The sequence below is a fragment of the Streptomyces sp. NPDC001709 genome (genome assembly GCF_053596375.1).
Map to the genome: position 1 here is coordinate 53,111 of NZ_JBSFGB010000028.1, position 16,791 is coordinate 69,901.

The following is a 16,791-nucleotide window of genomic DNA, read 5'->3' on the forward strand; positions in this document are numbered from 1 at the left end:
CCCACCGAGCGGGAGGAGTGGCTGTGGGCGTACGCACCTGGATCGGCTCCTGGCCGGTCTACCGCCAGCTGAAGGGCACCGATCCACTGGGCCGGGGCGCCGCGGCGAAGAGCGGGCGCAGCGAGCGGCTGGAGCCCCGGGTGGCCGCCGCCGACCGGGTGGTGAAGTCCGTCTGCCCGTACTGCGCGGTGGGCTGCGGCCAGAACGTGTACGTCCAGGACGAGAAGGTCACCCAGATCGAGGGCGATCCGGACTCCCCCATCTCGCGCGGCCGGCTGTGTCCCAAGGGCGCGGCGAGTCTCCAGCTGACCACCGGGGACGCCCGCGAGCACCAGGTCCTCTACCGGCGCCCGCACGGCACCGCGTGGGAGCGCCTGGACCTCGACACGGCGATGGAGATGATCGCCGACCGGGTGATCGAAGCGCGCCGCGCGGGCTGGCAGTGGGAGGTCGACGAGACCCGCACCCGGCGCACCCTCGGCATCGCGAGCCTCGGCGGGGCCACGCTCGACAACGAGGAGAACTATCTGATCAAGAAGTTGTTCACCGCGCTCGGCGCGATCCAGATCGAGAACCAGGCGCGCGTTTGACACTCCTCCACCGTTCCCGGTCTGGGAACCTCGTTCGGACGCGGCGGCGCGACCACCTTCCAGCAGGACCTGCAGAACGCGGACTGCATCGTCATCGAGGGCTCGAACATGGCCGAGTGCCATCCGGTCGGGTTCCAGTGGGTGATGGAGGCCAAGGCGCGGGGCGCGAAGGTGATCCACGTCGATCCGCGGTTCACCCGCACCAGCGCGCTGGCCGATGTGCACGTGCCGCTGCGGGCGGGCAGCGACATCGCCTTCCTCGGCGGGATCATCCACTACGTCCTGGAGCACGAGAAGTACTTCCGGGACTATGTCGTGGCGTACAGCAACGCCCCGGTGATCCTGCGGGAGGACTTCCGCGACACCGAGGATCTGGCGGGCGTCTTCTCCGGCCTCGACGCCGGCAACCGCCGCTACGACAACGCCAGTTGGCAGTACGCGGGCACCGAGATGCAGGCCGCGTCCGGCGAGCGCGACCAGGAGTACGAGGAACGCACCGGCGGCGGCCGTTCGGTGTCCGAGGCGGCACGCGGCGAGGCGCACGGCGCCGGGGGCGCGGTGATCGGCGAGGGCGTGCCCGAGCGGGACGAGACGCTGACCCATCCGCGCTGTGTCTTCCAGGTGCTCAGGCGGCACTACGCCCGCTACACACCAGAGCTGGTCGAGCAGGTCTGCGGGGTGCCGCAGGAGCTGTTCCGGCAGGTGTGCGAGCTGGTCACGCGGAACTCCGGGCGCGAGCGGACCACGGCCTTCGCGTACGCGGTCGGCTGGACGCAGCACACGGTGGGCGTGCAGTACATCCGCGCGGCGGCGGTGCTGCAGACCCTGCTCGGCAACATCGGCCGGCCCGGCGGCGGCATCCTGGCGCTGCGCGGGCACGCCTCCATCCAGGGCTCCACCGACATCCCGACCCTGTTCAACCTGCTGCCGGGCTACATCCCGATGCCGCACGCCCACCAGGACCAGGACCTCGCCGCCTTCGTGGAGGCCGAGGCGGCGCACAAGGGCTACTGGGGCAACATGCGCTCGTACCTGGTGAGTCTGCTCAAGGCGTACTGGGGTGACGCGGCGACCGACGCCAACGACTTCTGCTTCGACTACCTGCCGCGGCTGACCGGTTCCCACTCGGCGTACGAGACGACGATGGCCCAGCTGGAGGGCGTGTGCAAAGGCTACTTCCTGTTCGGTGAGAACCCCGCGGTGGGCAACGCCAACTCCAAGCTGATGCGGCTCGGCATGGCGAACCTGGACTGGCTGGTCGTCCGTGACTTCTCGCTCATCGAGTCGGCGACCTGGTGGCAGGACGGCCCCGAGATCGAGACCGGGGAGCTGCGCACCGAGGACATCCGCACCGAGGTGTTCTTCCTGCCGGCCGCCGCGCACACCGAGAAGGACGGCAGCTTCACCAACACACAGCGGCTGCTGCAGTGGCACCACCAGGCGGTCGAGCCACCCGGCGAGTCGCGCAGCGACCTGTGGTTCGCCTACCACCTGGGGCGGATCATCCGGGAGAAGCTCGCGGGGTCCACCGACGAGATGGACCGGCCGGTGCTCGATCTGGCCTGGGGCTATCCGACGAAGGGCCGGCTTGCCGAGCCGGACGCGGAGGCCGTCCTCGCCGAGATCAACGGCCATGACGCCGAGGGCCGTCCGCTCTCCTCGTACGAGCAGCTGAGGCCCGACGGCTCGACGACCTGCGGTTGCTGGATCTACTGCGGTGTCTACGCCGGCGGGGTCAACCAGGCCGCCCGCCGCAGGCCCGGCCGGGAGCAGGACTGGGTGGCGGCCGAGTGGGCGTGGGCCTGGCCCGCCAACCGCCGGATCCTGTACAACCGCGCCTCCGCCGACCCGCAGGGCAGGCCCTGGAGCGAGCGCAAGGCGCTGGTGTGGTGGGACCCGGACAAGGGCGAGAGCGGCGAGTGGTCCGGGCACGACGTGCCCGACTTCAAGAAGGACAAGTCGCCCGATCACCGGCCGCCCGCGGACGCGACCGGTCCGCAAGCGCTGTCCGGCACCGATCCGTTCATCATGCAGGCCGACGGCAAGGCCTGGCTGTACGTGCCGTCCGGGCTCACGGATGGCCCGCTGCCGGCCCACTACGAGCCGCAGGACTCGCCGTTCCCGAACCTGCTGTACGACCAACAGCGCAATCCGGTACGGCAGTTGATGCCCACGTTCCCCGACAACCGGTACCAGCCGAGCGGTGACGAGCCCGGCTCACGGGTGTTCCCGTACGTGGCGACCACCTACCGGCTCACCGAGCACCACACGGCGGGCGGCATGTCCCGCTGGCAGCCCTATCTGGCCGAGCTGCAACCGGAGTTCTTCTGCGAGGTCTCCCCGGAGCTGGCGGCCGAGCGGGGCCTGGAGCACACCGGGTGGGCGACGATCGTCAGCGCCCGCGGGGTGGTCGAGGCGCGGGTGCTGGTGACCGACCGGATGGCGCCGCTGATCGTGCAGGGACGCCGGCTGCACCAGGTGGGGCTGCCGTACCACTGGGGTCCCAACGGCTACACCACCGGGGACGCGGCCAACGAGCTGCTGCATCTGTCCCTGGACCCGAACGTCCACATCCAGGAGTCGAAGGCGTTCGCCGTGGACATCCGCCCGGGACGGCGACCGCGCGGTCCGGCCTCGGTGGAGCTGGTACGGGCGTACCGGGCCCGGGCGGGCATCGACGAGCACACGGGAACGGAGCCGTAGCGGCTACCGGAGGACGATCGAGCAGGAGCCGCGCGGCACCAGCTCCCCCACCACCGGCGCTCCGGGCAGCTCGCCGGCGACGAGCAGCCCGCCGGAGGTCTGGGCGTCGGCCAGCAGCAGCCGGGTGTCGGCGTCGGCGTTCCCGAAGTCGGTGTGCGGGGCGACCCATTCGAGGTTGCGCCGGGTGCCGCCACTGACGTACCCGTCCCGGACGGCCTCCCGTGCCCCGTCCAGATACGGTACGGCGGCGGTGTCGACGACGGCGGTCACGCCCGATGCCCGTGCCAGCTTGTGGAGATGGCCGAGGAATCCGAACCCGGTGATGTCGGTCGCGCAGGTGACCCCGGCCGCGAGGGCGGCCTGTGCGGCGTCCCGGTTGAGTGCCGCCATCGTGGCGACGGCCTGCTCGAACCGCTCGCCGGTGACCTTGTGCCGGTTGTTCAGCACGCCCACGCCCAGCGGCTTGGTCAGCGAGAGCGGCAGCCCCGGCCGGCCGGCGTCGTTGCGCAGCAGCCGCGCGGGGTCGGCGAGGCCGGTGACGGCCATGCCGTACTTCGGCTCCGGATCGTCGACGCTGTGCCCGCCGCCCACATGGCAGCCGGCCTGGGTGGCGACGTCCAGTCCGCCGCGCAGCACCTCGCGGGCCAGGGCGAAGGGGAGCCGGTCGCGCGGCCAGGCCAGCAGGTTCACGGCGAGCACCGGCCGGCCGCCCATCGCGTACACGTCGGACAGGGCGTTGGCCGCGGCGATGCGCCCCCAGTCGTAGGGGTCGTCCACGACGGGGGTGAAGAAGTCGGCGGTGCTGACGATCGCGGTTCCCCGGTGCGTGACCACGGCGGCGTCGTCCCCGGTGGCGAGCCCGACGAGCAGTGGGGTGTCGCCGCCGGCGAGCCGGGGCACGGTCAGCCCGGCGACCACCTCCTCCAGCTGTCCGGGCGGGATCTTGCAGGCGCAGCCGCCGCCGTGGGCGTACTGCGTGAGCCGGACGGGCGCCTCGCGGATCGGTGGGGATGTCGATGCCATGGCGGCGGTCTCCTGGGGCAGTAGCCTGACGGGCGGTGGAGGCGTGTGGGTGCCTGGTGGCCCTCCCGGTCTTCAAAACCGAGGGGCCCGAGGATCTCGGGCCGGCGGGTTCGATTCCCGTCCGCCTCCGTGCTCCGCGTCCGTACGGCAGCGCCGGCGCTGCTCGTCGACGCGCTCGGTGTGGCCGCGGGCGTCCAGGAACTCCAGCAGCGGTACGGCCACCCGGCGGGTGGTGTCCAGCGCGCGCCGGGCCTCTTGAAGCGTGAACGGCTGGGGCAGGGTGCGCAGCACGGCGACGGCCTCGGCGGCGGCGCCGGGCAGCAGCACGATCCCGTCAGCGATCCGCAGCAGCGCGCCAGCCGTGACGGCGGCGGCCAACGCCCGGCGGTCCAGGCCCAGTTCGGCGAGCCGGCCGGCCTCGGGGGCGCGGAACGGCGTACGGGCGAGGTCCTGGCGTACGGCGTCCACGGCGGCTCGGACGGGCGGGGGGAGCGCGGGCCGGAGACTGTGCACCGTATACAACCGGCCTTGCCGACTGCGGAGTTGAGGTGCGGCTGCGGTCAGGGCGTCGACGAGGGACCGGTCGGGCAGACCGAGCATCCGGCGGGCCGCCTCGGCGGGCAGGCCCGGCTCCAGCGGGTGTTCCTTCGCGTACCGCGCGACCTCGCTGACGAGCCGGCCCTGGAGGGCGGTCCAGTACGCGCCGTCCGCCAGCCAGTCCCCGGCGACGGGGCGGACGGGGGCCGGGATACCCATCGCCAGCAGGTCGGCGCGCCGGATCAGTGTGCGGCGGCGCAGTTCGGCGGCGCCGTCGGGGTGGCCGGTGAGGGCGGCGAGCTCGGCGGCGCGGGCCCGGCCGGCACCGCGCCGGGTCAGCCGGGGCGGCCGTACGTCGAGGACGGTGACGCCGCAGGGCGTACGGCTCCCGCCCGGTTCGCGCAGCACCGCGCGGTCGCCGACCCGCAGGGGCAGGCCCCGGGCGAGGGTGAGCCGGGCGGTGTCCTCGCCGAGCGGGCGGACGGTGACGGGTACGGCGGCGGTGCCGATGTGCAGGGTGACCGAGCGGGGCAGCTCGTCCACGGGCTCGCCGGTGACCCGCACGTCGAGCACCTCGGTGCCGAGCCAGCGGTCCGGGGTGAGCAGCACCTGGCCCCGGCGCAGCGCGTCGTCGCCGTGGCCGTGCACATTGACCGCCACGCGGGCCACCCCGCTGACGGCGGTTCGCTCCTCGTGCAGGGTCTGCAGCCCGCGCACCCGGAGCACGGCCGAGCCGTCCCCGGTCACGAGCCGGTCGCCGACCCGCAGGGTGCCCGCGCCGAGGGTGCCGGTCACCACGGTGCCGTACCCATGCACGCTGAAGGCCCGGTCGAGCCACAGCCGCACGTCGGCGCCGGGGTCGGGGTCGGTCAACTCACCGGCGAGTCGGGCCAGTTCACGGCGCAGCGCGTCAAGTCCCGCACCGGTGACCGCGCTCACGGCGACCGCGGGCACCTTGCCGAGGGAGGTCCGGGCCAGCCGCTCGACGGCGTCGGCGCGTACGGCTTCGGGGTCGGCGAGGTCGCTGCGGGTCACCGCGAGGACGGCGTGCCGGACGCCGAGCGCGTCGAGGACGGCCAGGTGCTCCTGCGACTGGGGCTGCCAGCCCTGGTCGGCGGCGACCACGAACAGCACGGCGGGCACCGGCCCGACTCCGGCCAGCATGGTCGGTACGAAGCGTTCGTGTCCGGGCACGTCGACGAAGGCGAGCTGCTCCTCGTCAGGACCGGGCCGCGTCCACACGAATCCCAGGTCGAGGGTGAGTCCCCGGCGACGCTCCTCCGCGTACCGGTCCGGCTCCATGCCGGTGAGGGCCCGGACCAGGGCGGATTTGCCGTGGTCGACATGGCCGGCGGTGGCCATGACCCGCATCACGCCTGCCTCCCCGTCCCGTCCGCACGGCCTTGGACCCGCCCGATGGCGGCGTCGTCCGGCCCCGTCCGGGCGAGCTGCCCGCCGATCCGCGACGGCGTCGCCGGTCCAGCCGCGGCGGGCCGCGCCTCGTACCCCGACCGCGCCGCCCGGATCGCCTCGGCGAGCCGTTCGTCGTCCTCCGGCGGCACCGCGCGCAGATCCAGCAGGCAGCGGCCCGCCTCCAGGCGGCCGACGACCGGGACCCCGCCGGTGCGCAGCGCGACGCCGTACGGCTCGGGCAGCGAGAGTGCCGCGCTGGGCAGGGTGACTCCGGGGGCACCTCCGCCGCCGACGGTGGCGGCGGAGGTGACGGCCCGTACGTCGATGCCGTCGGCGGCGAGAGCGTGGGCGAGCCGGTCGGCGCGGGCGCGCAGGCGGGCAGGGTCGGCGGCGAGGGCGAGGGCGGTCGGGGCGGGCGGGCCGGCGAGGGTGGCCTCCAGCGCGGCCAGGGTCAGCTTGTCGACGCGCAGGGCGCGGGCCAGCGGATGCCGGGCGAGGGCGCTGACCAAGTCCGCGTCGCCGAGCAGCAGTCCGCACTGGGGGCCGCCGAGCAGCTTGTCGCCGCTCGCGGTGACCAGCGAGGCACCGGCGCGAAGCTGGGTCCCGGCGTCCGGTTCCCCGGGCAGCGCCGGATGCGGAGCGAGCAGTCCGGAGCCGATGTCGACGACGACCGGGACGCCGAGGCCGCTGAGTTCGGCGGTCTCGGCGGACCGGGTGAAGCCGGTGATACGGAAGTTGGACGGATGCACCTTGAGCACGAACCCGGTGCCGGGACCGATCACGGCGGCGTAGTCGGCGGCGGTCGTGCGGTTGGTCGTACCGACCTCGCGGAGCCGGGCGCCGGTCGAGACGAGCAGGTCGGGCAGGCGGAAGCCGTCGCCGATCTCCACCATCTCGCCACGGCTGACGACGATCTCCTTGCCGGCGGCCAGTGCGGTGGCGGCGAGCACGAGCGCGGCGGCACCGTTGTTGACGACGTGGACCGCGCCGGCGGACGGCACGTGCCGGCGCAGGGCGGCGAGGGCGGAGCGGCCACGGCGGGCCCGGACGCCGGTCGCCAGGTCGAGTTCGACGTCCGTGGGTCCGGCGGCCTCCTGCACGGCCTGCCGGGCGGCGGCCGACAGCGGGGCCCGGCCGAGGTTGGTGTGCAGCAGCACGCCGGTGGCGTTGATCACCGGCCGCAGGCCGCTCGCGCCACTGGGCAACAGGGAGAGGGCCGTCTGCGGCACCTGCTCGGGCGGGATGCCGCCCTCGCGGGCCCGCTGCTGCGCCGCGCGCACGGCGGTCTTCACCACGTCGGCACCGAGCCGCTCCACCGCCGTGGCCAACCGGGGGTCGCGCAGCAGGTCGTCGGTGCGCGGGATACGGCGGCGTGCGTCGGCGGCGCCCGGCGGCTGCACGGTCGTGCCGTCGTGGGTCGTGTCGTCGTGGGGCGCGCTGTCGTGGGGCGCGCCGCCGCCGATCGCGCCGCCATGGATCGCGCCGGTATGGATCGCGCCGTCATGGGTCATGCCGTCGTGGGGCGCGCCGTCAGGCGGATTCGCGTGGCCGGAGCGTGAGCCGGCAGCCCCGGTCCGTCGGTCCGCCGCGCCCACCGTCCGCTGCTCCATGCCGCGCCCGTTCCTCCGCTTCGGCCCGTACCCGTTCCGGCTCCGACCATCGTCTCCCAGTGCCCCGGACCGGCCGTTCGACACGCCGGGCCGCAGGATCCGCCGGACAGGCCCTAAGGGGATGCCGTCGGCCAGGGCCGGTCGTTCGCCCCGTCGACGTTCTCGGTGTCCGGGTGCGGCCGGGGCGGCGGGGGCTCCCCGGCGGTGAGGTGTTCCAGTACCTCGACCAGTTCCTGGCAGGCCTTCTCCACCGAGCGCCGGGTGTTGCGCTGCTCGGTGATCAGAGCGGACAGCAGGAGCGCGGTCAGGGCCATGGAGCCGTTGAACGCCTGCAGCTTCGCCATGATCTCGATCCGGCTCAGCCCCGCGAAGGCCCCGGCGCCGTCCGTCGCGGCGACGGCGGCCAGCACCGACGTCAGCAGCGCGCACAGCACACTGCCGACGAGCTGGAAACGCAGGGCGGCCCAGATGAGGAGCGGATAGACGAGGAAGAGCACGCTGATGGAGTTGTAGACGGCCACGGGCACGAGAGAGCAGGCGACCACGGCCAGCGCGGTCGCCTCCTTCCAGCGGGCCGGGGACGGCGGCCAGCGCGCGCCGTGCAGCAACAGCAGTAGCGGGGTGACGAGCAGGACACCCATGGCGTCGCCGACCCACCAGGCCAGCCAGACGGGCCAGAAACTGTGCACGTCCAGCTTGTCGGTGGCGACGAGGAGGCCCACACCGGCGGTCGCACTGATCAGCATGGCTGTCAGTGCGCCCAGGAACACCAGGGCGACACCATCCCTCAACCGGCCGAGATCGAGGTGGAAGCGGGCCCGGCGCAGCAGGAGCGCCGCGCACACCGGTGCGCCCGTCTGGGCGGCGAGGGTGCCGAGCACGGTCAGGTGGGGGGTAGTGAGGGACATCACGGCGAAGAAGGCGCCGATCGTGATGCCGGGCCAGACGCGCAGGCCGAGGATCAGCAGGGCGGCGACGGCGACGCCGGTCGGTGGCCAGATGGGGGTGACGACGGCGCCCTCGACGGACAGCTGGCGCAGGAGTCCCAGCCGGGCCGCGCCGTAATAGCAGGCCGCGACGGCCAGTACCTGGACGGCGTAGCCGCCCGGCCGGCGCAGATCCTCGATACCCACCACAGCAGCAATCTCACACCGGCGGCCCCGGGTCGGCGAGGCGAGAGCCGGTGCGGTCCGGCCCTATGGCTGAATCCCGGAACGCGTGCGCGGCGGCCGGCCGTGCGCCGCAGCGCCGGACGCGGGTTCACAGGTGGCCGTCATGGCTGTTTCCGGGGCTTCCGGGGCTGTCCAGGCCGACGACCAGGACGGCGGCGTCGTCCTCGTGGCCGACGCTCTCCGCTCCCTTGATCACGGCGGCGGCCAGCGCGTGGGCCTCCAGGCCGGCCACGGCGGCGATACCGGCGAGGCGTACCACCTGGTCGAGGCCGTCCTCGATGTTCAGCGAGGGACCCTCCACCACGCCGTCGGTGAGCAGCACGAACACACCGCCGGTGGTGAGCCGGTGTCTACTCACCGGGAACTCCATGCCCTTCTCGATGCCGAGCGGCGGCCCTCCCTCGTCGTCGACGACACCGGACTTGCCGTCGGCCGTGGCCCACACGAACGGAATGTGGCCGGCCCGTGCGCTCTCCAGCACTCCGGTGGCCGGGTCGAGGCGCATGAAGGTGCAGGTGGCGAACAGGTCGCTGCCCAGGGAGAGCAGCAGCTCGTTGGTGCGGGCGAGGAGTTCGCCCGGCTCGCCGGTCACTGAGGCGAGGGCGCGCAGCCCGGCCCGCACCTGGCCCATGAAGGCGGCGGCCTCGATGTTGTGGCCCTGGACGTCGCCGATGGACAGCCCGATCCGGCCGTCGGGCAGGTCGAACGCGTCGTACCAGTCGCCGCCCACGTTGAGGCCGAGGTTGGCGGGTGTGTAGCGGACGGCGAGGTGCAGACCGGGTGCGGTGGGCAGGTCCCGGGGCAGCATGCCGCGCTGCAGGGCGATGGCCAGCTCGACCTGGGTGCGCTGCAGCTCCGCGCGCTCGCGGGCCTGGGCGGTGAGCGAGCCGAGTCTGGACAGCAGCTCGTCGCCTTCGTCCGAGGGGCGCTTGCGGGGCATCGGTCACTTCCGGCGGGGCGGTGGTCTGCGATGACCGGCCGCCTGAATTTTCGGCAAACGTCTAGATTTTACCTATACCGGATGATCTCGCCCCACGAGTGGGCCGCTGTACGGCTCCCGGTCAGCGCACCTCGGAGTCGATCCCGGTGATCACGGCTGGACCCAGAGGCGCGCTCCGCTCGTCCAGTCCCGCATCCCGGAGGGCGGAGCCGGCGAGCCGGCAGGCCTCCTCCTCAGCGTGCCGGCGGGTGTCCGCCCGGACGGTCAGGCGGAGGGTGAAGGTGTTGTCCTCGTTGACCCTGAGCACGTCCAGGCCCTCGGCGCTCCCCATCCGGGTGCCGTGCGGATCGGCGGGACTGAGCGCCGTGGCGAGGCGGGTCCGGGTGTCCGTCCCGATGTCCGCGGTGAAGGTGCCGGGAACGCTGATCACGTAGGTCGTCATGACGATCCTTTCCTCGGGCGTTCCCCCGCCTACCCCGATTCACGGCCGCACAACGCCTGCCGCGATCGACGGCGGGCTCGGCCACCGCCCGCCGGTCCGGGCCGGCGCCCTGCCGGTGACGTCGGCGCTCACCGCCCTGGGCGTGGCCCACCGGGGCGGGCGGGAGCGTCGGTCCGCGTGACGGGGTGGCGGTGGCTCACAGCGGCGAGTGGGCCACCGCCGTCACATAGGCGCCGAACAGCAGGGACACGACGGTGAGGCCGCTGTAGACGACCACGGCGTGGGCCGGCCGGACCCGCCAGGTCCGGACCAGTGCCCGGGCCATGGGAATGAGGAGCGGGAAGGCGGGCAGCAGGAAGCGCGGCTTGGAGGAGAAGGAACCCGAGCCGCCGACCACGAGGAGGACCAGGACTCCGGCGAAGACCACCAGGGCCAGCGGTGCGCGTTCCAGGCACAGCAGCGCGAACAGCAGCACGCCGGCCGCCACGATCACCAGGGCCACCGGATAGACCATGCCGCCGCCGTGCAGCAGCAGGGCTTTCAGGAAGCGCGCCGAGCCGAGGCCGAAGTCGAAGCGGGAGTCCCAGGCGCTCTGCACCTTGAAGTACCCGCCGAGCAGGTCTCCGGTCTGGTCGCCCACCCACAGCACGTAGCCGAGCCAGCCCAGCGGGGCCAGTACGGCACCGGCCCACAGGCTCACCGGGACCCGGCCGCGCAGCCGTAGCGCCTCGTAGCCGGCGGCGAGGGAGACGGCCACCGCGATCGCGAAACCGCTGGGCCGGGACAGGCCCGCCAGCGCGGCCAGGACACCGGCCCACAGCCAGCGGCCCTTGAGCACGCAGTACAGGGACCAGATGGCGAGCGCGGCGAACAGCGACTCGGTGTAGGCGATGGTCAGCTCGACGGAGTGCGGCATGGCGGCCCACAGTGCGACCAGCGCCGTGGCGACCCCGCGCCCGTAGAGGTGGTGGCCGATGACGTACACGCCGTATGCCGCGACGCCCGCCGCGATCCAGGAGATGAGCAGCGCGGCCTGGCCGGGCGTGAACGGCAGGACCGTGGTCAGCGCCCTGATGAGCCCCGGATACAGGGGGAAGAACGCCCAGTCGGACTGGACGGCGCCCTGCGGGGTGATCCAGATCCGGTGGCCGTAGCCCTGGGCGGCGATGTGCAGGTACCAGCGGGAGTCCCACGAATGGGCGAAGCTCCTGACCAGCGAATGACCCCGCAGGGCGTTCGTGAGGATCACCACGAGGACCCCGGCGAGCCGTACGGCCGCGAACAGGGCGAGGGCTGGGAGCGCCCCCTCGCGGATCCCGCGCCGGGCAATCCCTGGCGGGCTCGGCGGACGAAGGGGCCGGGACGGGGCGGCGGCCGACTCGGGGCGCGGTACTGATGAGGTGCTCACTCTCTTGACCTTGGGCACGCCTGGTTAGACGTGCAATCCGCGACTCGGGTTTCTTACGTACTTCCACCCTGATTCAGGAATCAGTCAAGGAAAGGGTGCAAATCCCTTACTCAGCGCCCCTCGGCCTCTTCCGCCACCCCCGGAAGGAGCACGTGAGGGGTGTGGTTACCATATGAGCGCTGCCTAGCTCGAAAGATGGATCCGTGACTGTCAACGACGACTCGTTCACCAACTGGAAGATCCGCGAGGAGATCGCGGAGTCGATGATCCCGCTCATCGGGAAGCTGCACCGCGAGCGGGACGTGACCGTCCTGCTGCACAGCCGCTCCCTGGTGAACAAGTCGGTGGTCAGCATCCTCAAGACGCACCGCTTCGCCCGGCAGATCGACGGCGCGGAGCTGTCGGTCACCGAGACCATGCCGTTCCTGAAGGCACTGACCGACCTCGACCTCGGGCCCTCCCAGATCGACCTCGGCATGCTGGCCACCACCTACAAGGCCGACGAGCGCGGGCTGAGCGTGGCGGAGTTCACCGCCGAGGCCGTGGCCGGTGCCACCGGTGCCAACAAGATCGAGCGCCGTGAGCCGCGCGACGTCGTCCTGTACGGCTTCGGCCGCATCGGCCGGCTCGTCGCCCGGCTGCTGATCGAGAAGGGCGGCTCGGGCAACGGCCTGCGGCTGCGCGCCATCGTCGTGCGCGGCGGTGGCGGCCGGGCCGCCGAGGATCTCGTCAAGCGCGCCTCGCTGCTGCGCCGCGACTCCATCCACGGCCAGTTCCAGGGCACGATCACCGTGGACGAGGACACCAGCACGATCGTCGCCAACGGCAACGCGATCAAGGTGATCTACGCCGACGACCCGTCGGCCGTGGACTACACCGAGTACGGCATCCGGGACGCCATCCTCATCGACAACACCGGCAAGTGGCGCGACCGCGAGGGCCTGTCCAAGCACCTGCGCCCCGGCATCGAGAAGGTCGTGCTGACCGCGCCGGGCAAGGGCGACGTCCCGAACATCGTGCACGGCGTCAACCACGACACCATCAAGCCGGACGAGCAGATCCTGTCCTGCGCCTCCTGCACCACCAACGCGATCGTGCCGCCGCTGAAGGCGATGGACGACGAGTACGGCGTGCTGCGCGGCCACGTGGAGACCGTCCACTCGTTCACCAACGACCAGAACCTGCTGGACAACTACCACAAGTCCGACCGCCGTGGCCGCTCCGCGCCGCTCAACATGGTCATCACCGAGACCGGTGCCGCCTCCGCCGTCGCCAAGGCGCTGCCGGACCTCAAGGCGAAGATCAGCGGCAGCTCCATCCGCGTCCCCGTGCCGGACGTCTCGATCGCCATCCTCAACCTCCAGCTGGCCCGCGAGGCCACCCGCGAGGAGGTCCACGACTACCTGCGCGAGGTGTCGCTGACCTCGCCGCTCAAGCGCCAGATCGACTTCATCACGGCGCCCGACGCGGTCTCCAGCGACTTCATCGGCTCGCGGCACGCCTCGATCGTGGACGCCGGCGCGCTCAAGGTCGACGGCGACAACGCGATCCTCTACCTCTGGTACGACAACGAGTTCGGCTACTCCTGCCAGGTCGTCCGCGTCGTGCAGCATGTGTCGGGCGTGGAGTACCCGACGTACCCGGCGACGGCGGTCTGATCCCCCCTCGCCACTACGCGTACGGCCGCCGACCGGGGTTCCCGGTCGGCGGCCGTCGTGCTGGGGCGCGTGCGGTCAGGCCTTGGCGGGCTTGGCGCAGGCGCCCGCGGCACACGCGGTGAGCCACTGGTCGAAGTCGGCGTCGTAGCGGGTGCCGATGCCGTCGTGGTAGACGGCGTATCCGCCGGCGTAGTCACCGACGCGGAAGCGGGCGAGCATGCGCTGGAGGTCGTCGGGGTGTCGCTCGGCCATGTAGCGCACGGCGAGGTAGCCCCACGGGTAGGTGCGGATCACATCGCTGTTGTCGTAGGTGCTCTCGAAGAGGGTGCTCAGCTTGTACGTGTGCTTGGCCGCCTCCTGGGTCGCCTGGTCGTCGGCGAGGTTCCGGTAGCTGTAGGAGACGTACTCGGCCAGGCCCTCGATCCACCAGATGTCCGGCACGGAGATCTGCTGGCCGAAGTCGCCCTTCATGTCGTCGCGGCCGTCGAGGAAGTGCGTGTACTCGTGGTTGAGGTTCCAGATCCGGGCCGTGAAACCGTCGTCGTAGTTCTTCTGGTACATGATCGACGTGACGTGGTTGGCCGGGTTGGACGGGTCACCGTCCAGGGTCATGCCGCCGTTGTCGGTACTGATGCCGTAGATGGGACCGGCGTAGGTCTGGTAGTCGGCGCGGCTGGCGAAGACCACGAGCTGGATGGTGGACACGTACTGACCGGGTATCGATCCGTCGGCCTTGACCACGCCGCGGAAGTAGGCACTCTGGTTCAGCACGCTGGCGCACGTGGCATCGAGGTCGGCGGCGGTCAGCGACTGGGCGAGGATGCTGACGTTCGTGTCGCACTGGCGGTTGACCGGCAGGACGGCCTTGGTCAGCTTGGCGGGCAGGTCGCAGACGTCGTAGTAGGCGCAGTTGGTGCTGTCGTAGGCGTTCGCCTGCGTGGCCACGGCGACCCAGAGCCCGGCCGTGGGGCCGGTGATCGCGGTCTCGTCGAGCAGCTCCTTGGTCAACGGCCGGACGGTGTCCTGCAGTTCGGGGTGCTCGACATAACGGGCCAGGTTCATCCCGGCGTTGGAGTCCAGGAACGCCTGGTCGGTGCCGAGCATATCGGTGTTGGCGAGCGCGAAGTCGTACAGGGTGTCGATGATGCCCGGGGCGGCCTCGACAGCCTTGACGTAGTCGGGGTTCCAGTTGCCGCGCCACAGCGGCGTGTAGACGTCGTTGACGGCCCTGATCATGCTGTCCACGGAGTCGTACGAGCTGTCGTAGTCGTTCAGCAGCCGCTGGTAGACGGACAGATAGCGGCCTTGCTGGTCGGCGCTGTCGGTGAGGATGACGCTCTCGCCGAGGATGTCACCGTTCACCGCCGTCACATCACGCGAGTGGGACCGGGCGAAGAAGGCGTCCAGGCCGGCCGTGACGGCGGTGGTCAGGCGGGTGGTGTACGCGCCCACGTCCGCGGAGTGGTTGAACTGCACGTAGTACCCGGCCCGCAGGAAGAGGACCAGCTGCTCCAGACCGCCGGAGTTGTCGCCGCGGTACAGCTTGGCCGTGCGGGTGTACGCGGCCGCCACGCTGAGCATCTGGGCCTGGCGGAAGACATCGTGCGCGTCCTTGCCGGTCACCGAGAAGAGGGTGTTGACGCAGTCCGTGGTCGAGGCCTTCACGAACGACACGAGGGCGGACCCGCTACGGCTGCCGAAGTCGGCCGGGGTGCAGGAGGCGGCCTTGGCCGTCCTGCGAGCCGGATGGTTCGACAGCGGCTGGAGAGGCGGGAGTTGAGCGGGGCTGAGCCGCCGGGCCTGGCTCGCGGGACGCTCGGTGGCGGGGGTCGTCGCACCGGTCGGCGACGGCTTGGACGCATGCTGCCGGGGAGCGGCGGCACCGGGGTGCGGCTGCTGCGGTGCCGCCACCGCCGGGGCGGACAGCAGCCCGGCGACGGTGAGACAGACGACCGCGGCGCCGGCCGCGCGTGCGGCCGTGCGGGGGTGGCTGCGGCCGGGCATACGTCTGGGCAGCGCGAAGCGATAGCGCATCTGGATTCCTCCACGAAGGGATGCGCCTCGGTGGGGTGTTGAGGCGTGTGAGGCACTGTCTCAGCGGGTCACCCGCCCCAACAATGCCGTGTGACATAGCACATGACACCGCACGCTCATAACATCAAGGCACGCGCTTGACGCTGGAGCGGGACCGCTACGCCCCGGTGACACTCCAGGTTCGCGAGGCCCAGGCGCGCAGGTGGGGTGCCTGGGCGACGAGGTCGCGGTAGGCGGCGGTGGCGGACTGGGTCAGTGCCTCCACGACCTCGTCGGTTACGGTGTCGGGCCGCCAGACCAGCACATAGCGGCACCACAGCGGGGTGCCGACCAACGGCTTGACCACGACGTGCGGAATCGGCCGCAGCGTCGGCTGCACCAGGGACACCCCGAGGCCGTCGGCGATCATGCTCTGCAACTGGTTCTGGTCGCCGAGGAACTCGTGGACGGTGACCGGGGTGAACCCCGCCGCCGCACAGGCGTCGTAGAACACGCCGGGCCAGCCGGCGCCGTCGTCCGGGGTCACGAACCACGCGTCCTCGGCCAGGTGGGCGAGCTGGACCTGGGCGCACTGGCGCAGCCGGTGCCGGGAGGGCAGGGCGACGAACGTCGGCTCGGTGACGATGCCGCGATGCCGCACCGCGCCCGAGTGGCGCAGCTCCATGCCCGGATAGTCGGCGGCGATGGCCGCGTCCACCATGCCCTCCTCCAGCAGCTCCACGATCCGCGAGGAGGCATAGACACTGGTGACCGCGAGGGACAGTTCGGGCAGCCGGGTACGGACGCGGGAGACCGTGCCGGACAGCATCGGCGAGTTGGTCGAAGCCACCCGCAGGGTACGGCGGGCTCGCGCGGCGGCCGGGCGGTGGCCTATGGCGTCGGCGCGGGCCAGCACGTCGCGGGCCTGGGCGACGACCTCGGCGCCGTAGCGGGTCGGCCGCACTCCGCCGGTACCGCGCTCGAAGAGCGGCTCGCCGAGGTGACGCTCGATGCGCCGCAGCTGGGTGCTCACGGCGGGCTGCGAGTAGCCGAGCTGTGTCGCGGCGCGGCCCACGCTGCCGGCGTCGGCGATCGCGCACAATACCCGCAGATGCCGCAGCTCCAGCTCCATCGCGCCACTCCCCGTTTCCGTCCCCGGCCGGTTCCCGGGACGCGTCCGCCTCCCCGGGAAAACCGGTGCTCACAGCCATCGCCGGCCGTGGTCGCGACCGGGCGGACCGAAGCGTCGCACTGTGCCGCCCCAGACACAAGTCGCAGGTCC

General features: G+C 72.2%; 11 protein-coding genes, 1 tRNA gene and 1 pseudogene. 4 read left to right on the plus strand and 9 right to left on the minus strand.

Annotated features, from left to right (window positions below):
- Positions 1-23: 23 nt before the first annotated feature.
- Entirely contained in the window at positions 24-3,293 is a 3,270-nt protein-coding gene (gene fdh, locus ACWC0C_RS33250; RefSeq protein ID WP_450867822.1) for a formate dehydrogenase, read from the plus strand.
- Positions 3,294-3,296: 3 nt separating this feature from the next.
- Here the strand turns inward: fdh and selD are convergent, their stop codons facing one another.
- Positions 3,297-4,316, minus strand: coding sequence for a selenide, water dikinase SelD (gene selD, locus ACWC0C_RS33255; protein ID WP_450867823.1), 1,020 nt, complete (start codon positions 4,314-4,316; stop codon positions 3,297-3,299).
- Between the two features lie 37 nt (positions 4,317-4,353).
- On the opposite strand from selD, the gene ACWC0C_RS33260 reads away from it, so the two are divergent.
- Positions 4,354-4,446, plus strand: a tRNA-Sec gene (locus tag ACWC0C_RS33260).
- 35 nt (positions 4,447-4,481) lie between these two features.
- Here the strand turns inward: ACWC0C_RS33260 and ACWC0C_RS33265 are convergent.
- From ACWC0C_RS33265 to ACWC0C_RS33285, 5 genes and pseudogenes are all read right to left on the minus strand, one after another.
- Positions 4,482-6,224: pseudogene (locus ACWC0C_RS33265) on the minus strand (SelB domain-containing protein); the annotation flags it as partial.
- The gene (gene selA, locus ACWC0C_RS33270) at positions 6,224-7,876 is read right to left on the minus strand and encodes an L-seryl-tRNA(Sec) selenium transferase (RefSeq protein ID WP_450867825.1); all 1,653 of its coding nucleotides are present in this window, start codon (positions 7,874-7,876) and stop codon (positions 6,224-6,226) included. The gene selA and the pseudogene ACWC0C_RS33265, both read right to left, overlap by 1 nt.
- 113 nt (positions 7,877-7,989) lie before the next feature.
- On the minus strand, positions 7,990-9,012 hold the full coding sequence (locus tag ACWC0C_RS33275) for an MASE1 domain-containing protein (RefSeq protein WP_449201539.1): 1,023 nt from the start codon (positions 9,010-9,012) through the stop codon (positions 7,990-7,992).
- Positions 9,013-9,136: 124 nt separating this feature from the next.
- The gene (locus ACWC0C_RS33280; RefSeq protein WP_449201538.1) at positions 9,137-9,988 is read right to left on the minus strand and encodes a PP2C family protein-serine/threonine phosphatase; all 852 of its coding nucleotides are present in this window, start codon (positions 9,986-9,988) and stop codon (positions 9,137-9,139) included.
- A gap of 121 nt (positions 9,989-10,109) precedes the next feature.
- Complete coding sequence (locus tag ACWC0C_RS33285) at positions 10,110-10,430, minus strand: hypothetical protein (protein WP_449201537.1); 321 nt, start codon at positions 10,428-10,430, stop codon at positions 10,110-10,112.
- Between ACWC0C_RS33285 and ACWC0C_RS33290 the strand changes: the two genes are divergently transcribed.
- A complete protein-coding gene (locus ACWC0C_RS33290) occupies positions 10,429-10,611 on the plus strand; it encodes a hypothetical protein (protein ID WP_450867827.1) in 183 nt (60 codons plus the stop codon). The genes ACWC0C_RS33285 and ACWC0C_RS33290 overlap by 2 nt on opposite strands.
- A 15-nt stretch (positions 10,612-10,626) precedes the next feature.
- Here ACWC0C_RS33290 and ACWC0C_RS33295 read toward each other — a convergent pair whose 3' ends face one another.
- A complete protein-coding gene (locus tag ACWC0C_RS33295) occupies positions 10,627-11,838 on the minus strand; it encodes a hypothetical protein (RefSeq protein ID WP_449201535.1) in 1,212 nt (403 codons plus the stop codon).
- 203 nt (positions 11,839-12,041) lie between these two features.
- Here ACWC0C_RS33295 and ACWC0C_RS33300 point away from each other — a divergent pair, with 203 nt between their 5' ends.
- Positions 12,042-13,496, plus strand: coding sequence for a glyceraldehyde-3-phosphate dehydrogenase (locus ACWC0C_RS33300; RefSeq protein WP_449201534.1), 1,455 nt, complete (start codon positions 12,042-12,044; stop codon positions 13,494-13,496).
- 75 nt (positions 13,497-13,571) lie between these two features.
- Here the strand turns inward: ACWC0C_RS33300 and ACWC0C_RS33305 are convergent, their stop codons facing one another.
- The gene (locus tag ACWC0C_RS33305) at positions 13,572-15,530 is read right to left on the minus strand and encodes a collagenase (protein WP_450867829.1); all 1,959 of its coding nucleotides are present in this window, start codon (positions 15,528-15,530) and stop codon (positions 13,572-13,574) included.
- A 157-nt stretch (positions 15,531-15,687) separates the two neighbouring features.
- The gene (locus tag ACWC0C_RS33310; RefSeq protein WP_450867830.1) at positions 15,688-16,641 is read right to left on the minus strand and encodes a LysR family transcriptional regulator; all 954 of its coding nucleotides are present in this window, start codon (positions 16,639-16,641) and stop codon (positions 15,688-15,690) included.
- Between the last annotated feature and the right edge of the window lie 150 nt (positions 16,642-16,791).

What these genes read in the sequence shown, in the direction of transcription:
- selD (WP_450867823.1), bottom strand. Translation starts at nt 4,316, where the DNA reads ATGGCATCGACATCCCCACCGATCCGCGAGGCGCCCGTCCGGCTCACG.
- selA (WP_450867825.1), bottom strand. Translation starts at nt 7,876, where the DNA reads ATGGAGCAGCGGACGGTGGGCGCGGCGGACCGACGGACCGGGGCTGCC.
- ACWC0C_RS33280 (WP_449201538.1), bottom strand. Translation starts at nt 9,988, where the DNA reads ATGCCCCGCAAGCGCCCCTCGGACGAAGGCGACGAGCTGCTGTCCAGA.
- ACWC0C_RS33290 (WP_450867827.1), top strand. Translation starts at nt 10,429, where the DNA reads ATGACGATCCTTTCCTCGGGCGTTCCCCCGCCTACCCCGATTCACGGC.
- ACWC0C_RS33285 (WP_449201537.1), bottom strand. Translation starts at nt 10,430, where the DNA reads ATGACGACCTACGTGATCAGCGTTCCCGGCACCTTCACCGCGGACATC.
- ACWC0C_RS33305 (WP_450867829.1), bottom strand. Translation starts at nt 15,530, where the DNA reads ATGCGCTATCGCTTCGCGCTGCCCAGACGTATGCCCGGCCGCAGCCAC.
- ACWC0C_RS33310 (WP_450867830.1), bottom strand. Translation starts at nt 16,641, where the DNA reads ATGGAGCTGGAGCTGCGGCATCTGCGGGTATTGTGCGCGATCGCCGAC.